Here is a 12,475-nt window from a genome sequence, read left to right as displayed (position 1 = left end):
CGGTCACTCAACAAGCCAAGCGGACACTCAGGCCAGTTGATGACCCCAAGCCCCCGGACTGCGTGCAATTTTGCCCATCCGATCGTACAGATCCACAGCCGGTGCGGACGAGTCCCCATGCAGGGCCTGCAAGGTGCCTTTGACAGCCTCTAGTTGTCGCTGCAACAACTGGATATTCCGCAGATGGTCCTGTTTGCTTTGCTGCAAGCTGTTGAGCTGTTGCTGCCAAACGGAGGGCATGGGCTTTTGTGCAGCAACCCATTCAGCCAGAGCTGCCAAATTTTGTAAAACCGCGTTTTTCTCGTCCTGAATCGACTCAAAAGACGCCAGATCACGGGTCTTCAAGGCCGCAAACTCCAGTGCAAGGATTTCCGCCAAACGGGTCACAGCCTCAGGAGCAGCCATCAAGGCTGCCTCCAAGGGCTGTGCAGCAACATCCGGGCGGGTCAACGCGTTCATTGATCGATCAGCCTTTGATCATTTTTTCGATGGCGATGAAATTTTCAGCAATCCGACGCGAGTCCAGCGGATACTGACCTTGTTGGATGGCGGTCTTGATGGCTTCCACTTTGGCACGGTCAAATTCTGGCTCTTGCATGGCGTTCTGAGCGATGGGGCTCAGGCGCAGCTCGTCTGTGGCCGGAGGTGACAATCGCCCGACTTCCTCAGAAGCGGTCAAAACAGTGCGCGGCTCACCTTTGGCAGCCGCTTGCTGGTTGGAAGTTTCTATTTGGACCTTGCGGCCATAGTACGAGATGGGATCGGTCATGGTGGTACTCATTTCTGGTCTCTGGAGATGGAGCTGAGACCCAGCTCGAATATCGAATCGGCTTGAGATAGCGGAACTTGAGGAGGAAAAACATTTTTTTCCGGAAATCCGTACGCAAAATTTCCTTGCAGCAGGCCGCCTGCTCATTTCACAAGCCCGCCACCTGGTTAGGACCTTGCACCCGACCGCTCAATTCCCGGCCGGAATCACGGTTTTTGAGCTTGATTTGCTCACCAAACCGTCCATCTTGCAACGCCTCCACCCGGGCGGAAATTTGAAAACCCTGCGCCTGGCCCACCGACAACAAAACCATTTGACCTCTTTTGACCAGCACCGCTGGTCGAATGTCATGGCTTCGCAGAGGAACGCCGGGCCGCACATCACGCACCACTTCGGCATGCAAAACCTCTGATGCTTCCTCCAGCACATTGACAGGCATGACTGGAGTATCGACCTGCGCACGCTGCACATGGGTCTCGTTGAGCATCATGCCTCGCTGCAAGGGCATGCTGGCCACCAACACCCAACGTTTGGCAGGTTCTGCTGGTGGGAGCGTTCTGGCTGACACAAAAGTCACGGGGGCTTTGACAGCCACACTGACACGAACAAACTGTTGCCAGACCGGCTGACTGCAGCGCACGCGAATTGTCTCATCGCTTGCAAATGGTTGGTCTACAACCAAGGGCTCCCGGCATGCGAGCACCTTGACCCTGGCATCCAGAGGGGCCAGCGACACCTGCTCGATCGTGACTTTTTTCGATTGGGCCACCCAATTCTTGACCGACATCTGCAGTGCCGCAAGAGGCGGGACCGCAGTCGCCACAGGCTTGGCAGGTACCGCAGCCCATGAGGGCGTAATCAACAACCCAACCAGCAAACCCCGCAAAAGTGCATGGGCGAGCAAGAGATCGTGCGGGCGGCACAGCATGTGCAAGGGGTGTTTCATGAAAGTGTGGAAGTTTTGACGTTGGGTGAATCGGAAAGTCACTAGCAAGAACAGGACCAACCCAAATCGACACGCCCACGCTGCCGCAGCGGCAAACCCTTGCCACACGTGTCCAAACCTTGCCGCCGCTGTGCATGAGAGTCGGCTTTTGCTGCTGAACACTTTGCCAAAAGGGGTCAAAAGCACTTGGCACAGCTTTTGCTTTAATCGACCCGAACCCGCTCAACTTGAGCAGACATCGTCAAAAGAACGACGAATTTTGAACATCGAATCCAAGACCTCAGCCTAGGAGTCCAGATGAATTTGTTGAACCAAGCACTTGGCGTGCATGAACAGGCTTTGCAAGTCAAAAGCCGCCGCCTGGAAGTGCTGTCGCAAAACATTGCCAACGCCGACACCCCGAAGTACAAAGCCCGGGACATCGATTTCAAGGCCGTGATGAGCGCATCCCTAGAACAAGATAACAAAATGCTTTCCACCCGGGCCGGACACTTTGCTGCTGGCCAAGCACTCAGTGCTGATGGCATGCGTTACCGCACACCATTCAACTCATCTTTTGACGGCAACACCGTGGAGATGAGCGTGGAGCAAGCCCAGTACGGCAAAGCGGCTGCCGACTACCAAGCCACGCTGAACTTCCTGGAAAGCAGGGTCAGTGGCATCCGCAAAGCGCTGCGAGGAGATTGAGCATGAGCGTAGACAATATATTTGGCATAGCCAGCTCTGCGCTGAACGCGCAGCTGACCCGCATGAACGCCACCGCCTCGAATCTGGCCAACGCTGGCACGGTTGCGGGATCTGAAAAAGATGCGTTTCGCGCCAAGCGCCCTGTCTTCAAAGCCCTGGTTGATGCAGAAATGTCCAAGCCTGGGGCTGCTTATGTCGGCGGCGTCAAAATTGACCGCATAACCGATGACGCAGCGCCACCGCGCCGAGTGTCTGACCCCAGAAATCCGCTGGCAGACGAGCTGGGCTATGTCTATCAATCCAACGTGAGTGAAGTCACCGAAATGGTGGAGATGATGGCCGCCGCCCGCTCTTACCAAAACAATGTGGAAGTGATCAATACCGCTCGGCAATTGATGATGCGCACCCTGGACATCACCAAAGCCTGACTCGAAAGTACCTCATGACCACCGATACCGTTACCTCTTCGAGCCTGCTTAAAGGCGTCACTCGCTACGAAGACGTCAAAGACAAGGACAAGTCCAAAACCAGCGAAGACATGGGTAAGCAGGACTTTCTGACCCTCTTCACCGCGCAACTGCAAAACCAGAACCCGCTGGAGCCCGTCAAGAATGAAGCCTTTGTGGCGCAGCTGGCCCAGTTTTCCCAGCTCGAAGCCCTGACCAATATGCAGACCTCGTTAGACAGTTTTGTGACCGCGATGTCGAGTGAACGCATGCTGGGCAGTGCTGCGCTGATTGGCAAAAAAGTGGCTGTAAGCGACAGCCCCACCCAACTCATCTCAGGAGGCTCCATTGACGGCAGCATCGACTTGCCCCAGGGTGCCAGCGGCATCCAGGTCAACGTACACGACAGCCAAGGCCGATGGGTACAAGAGTTGATCTCGGGGCCCCAACTGCCCGGCACCATGCCCATATCCTGGAACGGCAAAGATGCAGCCGATAACCCGGCGCCGTCCGGCCTGTACCGTTTGAGTGCCACGGCTGTGGTCAATGGACAAACCACCACTGTCCCGGTGAGCACCTTGTCTACCGTGCGCGCCATTGCTTCCAACCCCGGTGACGGCAGCCTCAGCGTGGAAGTCGAGGGCGGCAAAACCCTTCTGCTCACCGACGTCAAGCGCGTGGGCCTGTAAGCCAACAACCACGCCAGCCATTCATATCCCACGCACCACAGGAGCCCCCCAGCATGTCTTTTTACACCTCACTTACCGGCTTGAACTCGGCCACAGCCCAATTGGCCGTGACTTCCAACAATATCGCCAACGTGGGCACCTCTGGCTTCAAGCGATCGCGCGCTGACTTTGGCGACATTTTCTCGACCTCCCCGCTGCAAAAGTCCTCCAGCCACATTGGTCAGGGCGTGTCACTCAAGCAGGTAAGGCAGGAATTCACCCAAGGCAACATCTCCACATCCGGCAACTCACTGGACCTGGCCATCACCGGAGACGGCTTCTTTCCCCTGCGCACACCAGATGGCCTGCAGGACGTTTACACCCGCAACGGTGCATTCACATTGAATGACCAGAACAACGTGGTGAACTCCACGGGTCAGCGCTTGATGGCGGCTTCGGTAGACTCGTCTGGCAAAGCAAACCTGGCCAAGCTCTCCGTGTTGACCATCCCCCCCAAAACTTCCGATGAAGCGGTCAAGACAACCGGCATTCAACTGGGCTTGAACTTTCCTGCCAACGCTCCTGTCATCACCGAGCCATTTGACAGAACCAACCCTGAGACATATAACAAAAGCACCGCCCTCACGGTATATGACGGCGTTGGCAATGGCTACTTGGCGACCGTCTATTACGCTAGGACTCAAGTCGCCACTGCAGACAATGACTCCAAGTGGCAGACTTATTTTTTTGTAGGAGACATGCAGGTCAAACCCGCGCTGCTGCAAGCGTCCAACCATGTGGGCGAAGCGCTCTATGTCAACAAATACGGCGAATTAGCACCCAAAACCGACCCACGCGTCATTCCCAGCAGCGGCACCACAGCGTTGTACACACTGGACCAGCTGAGCAACAAGAAAGCGTCCACTCCGGCAACGGCCTTTGGCAGCCCGGTTCCGCAGAACGAAGATGGCTTCATCATTACCGCAACAGACACGACCGCGCCCGGTGCGTCAGAGTCCGTCTTGGAAGCTGGCAGCTCAGTCACCTTTGACATCAAATTAGACGGCGCAACTCGGGCGAGAACAGTCGAATATGTCACCGTTGAAGAAGACAAAGACCCGGCCATATTGGCCAGGAATCTTGAAGTGACTGTCAACAACCTGCTCGGCCAGCCCGCGAGCGATCTGACCCCAGATGAAGTGCAAGAACTTCGTTATGGAGTCACCGTCAAGTTTGATACTGCAAACTCGAAATTCGTCATTGCATCCGGGACGACCGGTGACGAATCCAGTATCGAGATTCTCAAAAACGATGGAACCGCAGATTGGCTTGGCTTCAATCCCCCCACCGCAGGACAGGCTCAAACCAATCAACTCCTTGAATCTGCATCGCCCAACGAAGCCTTGCGCGGCATAGCCAGCTTGCCAGCGCAATTGACCGGTGAAGTGATCAACGCGAGCAAATCAAGCAGCATCGCTTTGACCTCTGGCAACAAGGATTTTCTGGTCTCTGTGGATGGCATCACCGTGCCCGTTTCGCTCGGGCCTGTGCCGGCCTCCTACACCATGGACAGGATTGCAGAAATGCTTGAGCAGGCGATCAACGGATACGAAGATCCAGAATCAAAGCGTCTTGTTTCGGGTGTACAGGTGGCATTCGAAAACCAACGACTGGTTTTCACCACTGCAACAACCGGCGAAGGGGCGTCGATTCAAGTCACCGGCAAATCCGATTGGGGCCTGGCCAATACCGAAATGAAGTTCGGCCAAACAACGGAGTGGGTCAAGTTGACGCAGCTCCTGGAAAACGGCGCGCCTCAGTACGTCAAGAATGGTGTTCAAACTGAAGATGGCAGCAGTGCATCCGCCCAAACGGAGTGGTGGCCGGTTTATTTGGACCGCGGTGAACTGAGCTTTGACATGAGCGGAAAACCAGTTTCTCCGCTGCAAACCATGCCTTTCGAAACAGCCATTTTGCAAGGTGGTACAGGCGCACTGACCATGTCCATCGACTTTACCAAGTCCACACAGTACCCCAGCGCATTTGCGGTGCTGTCGCAGTCTCAAGATGGCGCCCCTGAAGGTGAATTGATGGGGCTGAACATTGAGCTGGACGGCTTGGTCAATGCCACCTATTCGAACGGCTCTCAAGTGTCTCTGGGCAAGATTGTGCTGGCCAACTTCTCCAGCCCCTCCGGCCTGCGTCAGGTGGGTGATTCCAGTTATCTGGCATCGGCCACTTCCGGAATGGCCACGATCGGTGAAGCCGGTTCGGCTGGTTTCGGCTCCATCCGTGCCGGTGCCACCGAGCGCTCCAACGTAGATCTGACGCAAGAACTGGTGGATCTGATCACCGCTCAGCGTTATTTCCAGGCCAACGCCAAGGCGATCGAGACCAGCAGCACCATGACCAGCACCATCATCAACATCCGTTCATGATGAACTCAAGCCCACACGTTTGACCCTCAGGTAACCCACCATGGACCGCATTGTTTTTACCGCCAACGCCACCATCAAGGAGCAGGCCACTGCGCGCCAGGTGCTCGTCAATGAACTGGCCAACGTGTCCACGGTGGGCTTCAAAAGCAGCTACGACGTGGCCCTGCAATCCATCAAGGTCGAAGGCCCGGGTTTTAATTCGCGCTTTCAGGCCCAGGCCGTGGCCCGCGATCTGATCCGGCTGGAATCCGGGCCTGTCATGGCCACTGGTCAGCCCTTGGACATTGCCTTAGCCGAAAAAGCCGTTCTGGCGGTGCAGGCCACCAACGGCGACCTGGCTTTCACACGTCGTGGCGACTTGAAGGTCAACGCCCAAGGTCAGCTGGAAAACGGCGCTCGCCATCTGGTGCTCGGCGTCGGTGGCCCCATCGCAGTGCCACCAGGGATGATGGTGACCATCAACCCCGACGGATCGCTCTATGCCAGGGACCCGGCACAAGCTGCTGCGGCTCCCTCGGTGTTCATCGACCAACTGCGCTTGCGCGATGCTGCCAATGTGAAGCTTGGACGCCGCACTGATGGTTTGTTCAAGGTCGAAGGTCAAGCCGATGGCACCGACATCGGACCCGGCAACACACCACCCCAAGTCATTGTGCAAGCGCTCGAAGGCAGCAACGTCAGCGCCATCGAGGCCATGACACGGCTGATCGACCACTCGCGCAGCTTCGAGACCCAAATCCGCATCATCAAGGAAATCAAGTCGCTCGACGAATCGGGTGCTTCCATGATGAAACCCGCCTAACACCACTGACAGGAGCCCCCATGGATGCATCAATGTGGATCGCCAAAACCGGCCTGGACGCGCAGCAAACGCGCATGTCGGTCATCTCCAACAACCTGGCCAACGTCAACACCACCGGTTTCAAACGCGACCGCGCCTCGTTCGAAGACATGCTTTACCAGAACCTGCGCCAACCGGGTGCCCAAGTCGCGGCCGAGTCTCAAGCCCCAACAGGCTTGATGCTGGGGACAGGTGTGCGCATCGTATCGACAGAAAAGTCGCACAGTCAGGGCAGCTTGGTGACCACAAAAAATGCGCTCGATCTGGCTTTTCAAGGTGAAGGCTTCTTCCAGATTACGCAAACTGATGGCACCATCGCCTACAGCCGCGATGGGAGCTTCAAGCTCTCTGCCACAGGCCAATTGGTCACCGCCAACGGTGCTGCTCTGCAACCCCCCATCAACATCCCGCCCAACGTCGCCAGCATCACCGTGGGCCAAGACGGCACTGTGTCGGTGGAAGCGGCGGCAGGCGGCGGTAGTCAGGTGATAGGTCAAATCCAGATTGCCCGTTTTGCCAACCCCGCCGGTTTGCAGTCCATCGGTCAGAACCTGATGAAGGAAACCACAGCCAGCGGCGCGCCGCTGGTGGGTCAGCCCGGCATCGCAGGCGCAGGCCAGATCATGCAAGGCGCGCTGGAGGCATCCAACGTGAACGTGGTGGAAGAAATGGTCAACATGATCGAGACCCAGCGGGCCTACGAAATCAACTCCAAAGCGATTTCAGCCGTAGACGGCATGTTGCGCTTCCTCAACAACAACATGTAAGCAGCACATCATGAACAAAACACATTCTTTTTATGGCGCACTTGGCCTCGTTTCGGCATTGGCGTTGAGCGGCTGTGCCTCAACGAGTACGCCTCCCATGACCCACTCACCACAATTTTCTCCCGTGTTGCCCGTCGCCATCGAAAAACCGAAAATGGCCACCGGTGCCATCTACAACGGCCGAGCAAGTGACAACTGGTTTGGCCGGGTGCGCACCTACAACGTGGGCGATGTGATCACCGTCTTGCTCAACGAATCCACACAAGCGGGTCGCACGCAATCTGGAACTGTCAAACGGGCAGCCAAAAATGACGTGATTCCCTCAGCGCTCAACGCCCCTAATGGTCTGAGCGCACGCGTTCAGGGCCTCCGGATGCCCACCAATATCCTGGGCACCCGGCTGCAAGGCATCATGGGTGGTGTCGACTTGAGCAAGGCCAACATCGAAAGCGTGGGCGGCGGCGAAGCCGACCAGCAAGCCACCCTGATCGGTGATGTTTCTGTCACAGTGGTCGAGGTCTTGGCCAACAGCAACCTGATGGTCCGGGGTGAAAAACAACTCGCCTTGACCCAAGGCGCAGAAATCATCCAGGTCAGTGGCATCATTCGACCAGAAGACATTTCCCCCAACAACACCGTGCAGTCGCGCCGACTGGCCAATGCCCAAATCGCTTACCGCGGCACTGGCGACATGGCCAATGCGGCCAAAGCTGGCTGGGGCACCAATGCCCTGATGAAGTACTGGCCCTTCTGAGCTGATGCAAGGCTGGACATCACATGAAACCCACACTCATTGCCCTATTTTTTTTGCTGGCTTTGTCGGGCTCGGCCTGGGCCGATCGTGTCAAAGACCTGGCCTCGGTCGCCGCAGGCCGCACCAACCAACTGATCGGCTACGGCCTGGTGGTCGGCTTGCAAGGCACAGGGGACGGCACCAACGTTTCCTTCACGACCCAAAGCATGAAAGCCATGCTGGCTCGCCTGGGTGTGGGCATTGACGGCCCCCTGTCAGACTTTGAACAAAGCGCCACCAGCGGCAAGATCGACATCAAGAACGTCGCCGCCGTGATGGTGACCGCCGAGTTGCCCGGATTTGCCAAGCCGGGCCAGAAAATCGACGTCAATGTTTCTGCGATTGGCAGGGCCACCAGCCTGCGAGGTGGCAATTTGCTGCTGACCAGTCTGCGCGGTGTCGACGGCGAAATCTACAGCCTGGCCCAAGGCGCTCTCACCGCCACGGGCGTAGAGACCAGCGCCGCTGGCTCCAAGGTGAGCATCGGCGTACCCACCTCAGCCCGCATACCCGGCGGAGCCACCGTCGAGCGCATCGTTGACAGCCCGTTTGAGCGTTCTGACCATGTGGTCATGAATGTGCGCGAATCGGATTTCACCACCACCACCGCCATCGTCAACGCCATCAACAAGAACTTCGGTCAGGGCATCGCCCATGCGCTGGATGGCATGTCCCTTGCGATCAAGGCCCCCAGCGACCTGTCGCAACGTGTGGCCTTCATGAGCATGGTGGAAAACCTGGAGGTCGTGCCCGGCGAGCCACCCGCACGTGTGGTCGTCAATTCGCGCACCGGTACTGTGGTCATCAGCCGCAACGTGCGCGTCACAGCCGCAGCCGTGGCACACGGCACGATCTCGGTCGCAATTACTGCCACCAACGAAATTTCTCAACCCAACGCGCTGTCGCGTGGTCAAACCGCTGCGGTACAAAACGCAGAAATCGCGGTCTCCGAACCCAAGAACCCCATGTTCCTGTTTCAACCCGGCGTCGACTTGCGTCAAGTGGTCGATGCTGTCAACCAAGTGGGTGCCACACCTTCGGCCCTGATCGCCATCCTTGAAGCCCTCAAAAGCTCGGGCAGCTTGCGTGCCGAACTGATCGTGATCTAAAAGACAGTCGCAACGAGACACCAAATGAGCGACCTTTCCACCACCAATGCCAGCACCTACCTGGACTTCAACGCCCTCACGCGTTTGAAGGGTGAGGCAGCGCAAGACCCGACCAAAGCCATTCGCCAGACCGCTGAGCAATTTGAAGCCTACTTCATCCAGCAAATGATGAAAGCCATGCGCGAGTCGATCGAAAAAAGCGACCTCATTGACGGTGGCCACATGGACATGTATCAGGACCTGATGGACAAGGAAGTTTCCTTGCAAATGGTCAAGCGAGGCGGCATAGGCCTGGCCAACATGATGGAACATCAGATGACACTGGCCCAAGGCCTGAGCACACAAGACGCCTTGCAACTGCGCCAGCACGATGGCAAGGCCATGCCGCTCCACCCAAGACACGACCCCATGCCGCTCAGGTCAGAAGCCATCAAGGCCTACCAGCTCGAACGTAACACAGGACATACGCCTGACCGCGTCACACCGGTAGCCAAGCCATGAGTGATCTGCTGAGCATTGGCAGCTCCGGTGTCACCGCCTACCAGCGGGCATTGGCCACGGTGTCCAATAACATCGCCAACGTCAACACCGACGGCTATAGCCGCCAGGACGTCTCTCTCACGGCCAACCTGCCGCGTCAAATCGGCAACATCTATCTGGGCACGGGCACACACTTTGATGCGGTGCAACGCAAATACGATGCATTTGTTGAATCGAACCTGCGCAACAGCAACAGCGACCTGCAAAGCCAAAAACCACTGCTGTCCTACGTCAATCGACTGATCGACATCATGGGCGACGAGAGCATTGGCCTGACCACGGCGATGAACCTTTTTTTTGAATCGGCACGCGACCTGGCCACCGACCCGGCTTCGGTCGTCTCGCGCAACATCTTTTTGCGCGACGCCGATGGCCTGGCCACCCGCTTTCGCCAACTGGCTGGTCAGTTCGATTTATTGGATAAGGAGAGCCGCCAAGCGGTCGAGACCGATGTGGGCCAAATCAATGCCTTGAGTGCTCAGTTGGCCCAAATGAACAAGCAAATGGCCAAACACAGCTTGCAAGCGAGCCAACCTTCCGAGCTGCTGGACCAACGCGACTCGTTGCTGCGGGAGTTATCCAGCTTGGTTGCGATCAAGACACGTTTTGAATCAAACGGTGCTGTCATCGTCAGCGTGGGCGACACCTTGAACCAAGGCATTCTGGTCAGCCAAACCACATCGCGCGCCATCAACGTCCTGTCCTCGATCATCGATCCCGGCAGGCTCGAATTTATCATCGACCCTTACGGAAAACCCGAAACCATGCCCGCCATCACCAGCGGAAAAATTGGCGGTGCAATGAGCTTTCGCGACCAGGTGCTCCAACCAGCCAGCGATTCTCTGGACAACCTGTCAGCTGTAACGGTCATGGCCGTCAACCAGGTACACCGTGATGGGGTCGATGCCAAGGGCCAACTGGGAGACGACCTGTTTGGCTTTGCTACAGAAAAAGCTGGTAAAGCCTCGGGCATCCAGCTCTTGCTCCAGGATGCCAGCCAGGTCGCAGCCGCAGGCCAATTTCGGGTCATTGACAACCCGCTCAACAGCGGCACCGCACAAGCCCGGGTGGCCTACGCGCAGCCTATTTTTCAGGGCCCTACGCAATTGCTTGGCGACCTCGCTCTGGCCAGAGCACCGCAAATTTCCACCCTGCCCAGCGTGACCATTGAGGCCAGCCAAGGCTTCACCAGCCTGGGTCTGATCCCGATGGGCACACAAAGTTTGGACCTGACCTTGCAAACGCCAGGGCCAGGCCAAAGCCTGCAAGTGCTGACCCGCGATGGTCGTCACCTGATCGGCTCTGCATTGAACGACACCCAACAAGGCCTGATGGTCAAAGCCGGCAATGGCATGGAGGTCGGCGCCACCTACAGCACCCAAACCCTGAATGGCAAAACGCCTGCCACCTATTTGGGCATAGACATTTTCATGGGTGCCAAAGCCAGCGTCAGCATGGTGCAGCAATTCAACGCCACCACGGGCGAAGCACAGGCCCCGCTGGCCTTGGCCGCCAAGCTGACTGGCAACACCTTCGTGGACTCCGCCGATCCGATCGCCGCCAATACCTTTCAGTTGAATGACCAAAACCTGCCCGCACTGAGCGGGCCGCTGACTTTGGCCTCGGTCGTCAACTGGCTCAACACCGCCACCAGCAACCAACCGGTGGCCAGCCGCATCACCGCTTCCGTGCTGGATGGCAAACTGGTGCTCAGCCGCCCGACCAGCAACACCACCCAAGACATCCGTCTGGGACTGGGTGCCCATGGCACCCCCTCTGACTTGCAGCGTCTGGGTTTTAACACCACCCTCAGCATCGAAGGCGCGACGCCTGACGACCTGCTGGTCTTTGTGACCGACTCCGCCATCCCCGCAGCCGCCACCAGCAGCAGTGTGAGTGTGCAGGCCCAATTTTCCGACATCGCAGGCGACATGAAGCAAGCACTGCGAGCCTCTCAACTCAAGGTCAGCTTCACCAGCAACACCCAATACAAAATCATCGACAACCGGACCCAGTCGGTTCTGGCCGAGCGCACCCTGGTGCCTGATCCCCTATCGACCACATCCAGCCTGAGTTACCGGGGCCTGAAACTGGAGTTTTCCACCGCGCCCAAGCAAGGTGACGAATTCACGATCGATGGCAACCACGATGGCATTGGCAACAACGAGACGATGCTGGCCCTGGTGGCCCTGGAAAGTCAAGGCCTGACGCCAAGCGGCATGACCCTCACCGATGCCTACATTGAACGGGTGAACCAAGTCGGCAACGTGGCCAGGCAAGCCGCAATTGCGGAGCAAGCACTGGAAGTGGTCTACCGCCAAGCACAAGAAGCCCGTGACGGCATCAGCGGAGTGAGCCTGGACGAAGAAGCCTCTGCGCTGGTGCGTTTCCAGCAGGCCTACCAGGCCAATGCCAAAGTGATGCAAACAGCGATGTCACTGTTTGACAGCATCCTGCAAATCCGTTGAGGA

At 57.4% G+C, this 12,475-nt stretch carries 13 protein-coding genes; 10 read left to right on the top strand and 3 right to left on the bottom strand.

Annotated elements, in window-relative coordinates; genetic code table 11:
* Nucleotides 1-27: 27 nt before the first annotated feature.
* From HEQ17_RS04300 to flgA, 3 genes are all read right to left on the bottom strand, one after another.
* Entirely contained in the window at nucleotides 28-459 is a 432-nt protein-coding gene (locus tag HEQ17_RS04300; protein WP_296291464.1) for a flagellar protein FlgN, read from the bottom strand.
* A gap of 7 nt (nucleotides 460-466) precedes the next feature.
* On the bottom strand, nucleotides 467-769 hold the full coding sequence (gene flgM / locus HEQ17_RS04295) for a flagellar biosynthesis anti-sigma factor FlgM (protein WP_296291462.1): 303 nt from the start codon (nucleotides 767-769) through the stop codon (nucleotides 467-469).
* Between the two features lie 148 nt (nucleotides 770-917).
* Nucleotides 918-1,715: a flagellar basal body P-ring formation chaperone FlgA gene (flgA, locus tag HEQ17_RS04290; RefSeq protein WP_296291460.1), complete on the bottom strand. Its 798-nt coding sequence runs from the start codon at nucleotides 1,713-1,715 to the stop codon at nucleotides 918-920.
* A gap of 297 nt (nucleotides 1,716-2,012) precedes the next feature.
* Here flgA and flgB point away from each other — a divergent pair, with 297 nt between their 5' ends.
* The 10 genes from flgB to flgK all read left to right on the top strand — a co-directional run bounded on the left by flgB (nucleotide 2,013) and on the right by flgK (nucleotide 12,472).
* Nucleotides 2,013-2,402 carry a flagellar basal body rod protein FlgB gene (gene flgB, locus HEQ17_RS04285; RefSeq protein ID WP_296291458.1) on the top strand — a complete coding sequence of 130 codons (390 nt, stop codon included), beginning with the start codon at nucleotides 2,013-2,015 and terminating at the stop codon, nucleotides 2,400-2,402.
* A 2-nt stretch (nucleotides 2,403-2,404) separates the two neighbouring features.
* Nucleotides 2,405-2,830: a flagellar basal body rod protein FlgC gene (gene flgC / locus HEQ17_RS04280; RefSeq protein WP_296291457.1), complete on the top strand. Its 426-nt coding sequence runs from the start codon at nucleotides 2,405-2,407 to the stop codon at nucleotides 2,828-2,830.
* 14 nt (nucleotides 2,831-2,844) lie between these two features.
* Complete coding sequence (locus HEQ17_RS04275; protein ID WP_296291455.1) at nucleotides 2,845-3,537, top strand: flagellar hook capping FlgD N-terminal domain-containing protein; 693 nt, start codon at nucleotides 2,845-2,847, stop codon at nucleotides 3,535-3,537.
* A gap of 53 nt (nucleotides 3,538-3,590) precedes the next feature.
* Entirely contained in the window at nucleotides 3,591-5,954 is a 2,364-nt protein-coding gene (locus HEQ17_RS04270; protein WP_296291453.1) for a flagellar hook-basal body complex protein, read from the top strand.
* Nucleotides 5,955-5,994: 40 nt separating this feature from the next.
* Nucleotides 5,995-6,756: a flagellar basal body rod C-terminal domain-containing protein gene (locus HEQ17_RS04265; RefSeq protein ID WP_296291450.1), complete on the top strand. Its 762-nt coding sequence runs from the start codon at nucleotides 5,995-5,997 to the stop codon at nucleotides 6,754-6,756.
* A 20-nt stretch (nucleotides 6,757-6,776) separates the two neighbouring features.
* Nucleotides 6,777-7,562 carry a flagellar basal-body rod protein FlgG gene (flgG, locus tag HEQ17_RS04260; protein ID WP_296291448.1) on the top strand — a complete coding sequence of 262 codons (786 nt, stop codon included), beginning with the start codon at nucleotides 6,777-6,779 and terminating at the stop codon, nucleotides 7,560-7,562.
* A 97-nt stretch (nucleotides 7,563-7,659) separates the two neighbouring features.
* Nucleotides 7,660-8,316: a flagellar basal body L-ring protein FlgH gene (locus tag HEQ17_RS04255; protein ID WP_296291447.1), complete on the top strand. Its 657-nt coding sequence runs from the start codon at nucleotides 7,660-7,662 to the stop codon at nucleotides 8,314-8,316.
* 23 nt (nucleotides 8,317-8,339) lie between these two features.
* The gene (locus HEQ17_RS04250; RefSeq protein WP_296291444.1) at nucleotides 8,340-9,464 is read left to right on the top strand and encodes a flagellar basal body P-ring protein FlgI; all 1,125 of its coding nucleotides are present in this window, start codon (nucleotides 8,340-8,342) and stop codon (nucleotides 9,462-9,464) included.
* Between the two features lie 24 nt (nucleotides 9,465-9,488).
* Nucleotides 9,489-9,965: a rod-binding protein gene (locus HEQ17_RS04245; protein ID WP_296291442.1), complete on the top strand. Its 477-nt coding sequence runs from the start codon at nucleotides 9,489-9,491 to the stop codon at nucleotides 9,963-9,965.
* A complete protein-coding gene (gene flgK, locus HEQ17_RS04240) occupies nucleotides 9,962-12,472 on the top strand; it encodes a flagellar hook-associated protein FlgK (RefSeq protein WP_296291440.1) in 2,511 nt (836 codons plus the stop codon). The genes HEQ17_RS04245 and flgK overlap by 4 nt, the downstream gene beginning before the upstream one ends.
* Nucleotides 12,473-12,475: the final 3 nt, after the last annotated feature.

Origin of the sequence: Limnohabitans sp., from assembly GCF_023910625.1 — a bacterium.
In the GTDB taxonomy this organism is placed as follows: domain Bacteria; phylum Pseudomonadota; class Gammaproteobacteria; order Burkholderiales; family Burkholderiaceae_C; genus Limnohabitans_A.
The sequence above is the reverse complement of the archived record's forward strand: the minus strand, read 5'-3'. Positions and strand labels throughout refer to the sequence as shown.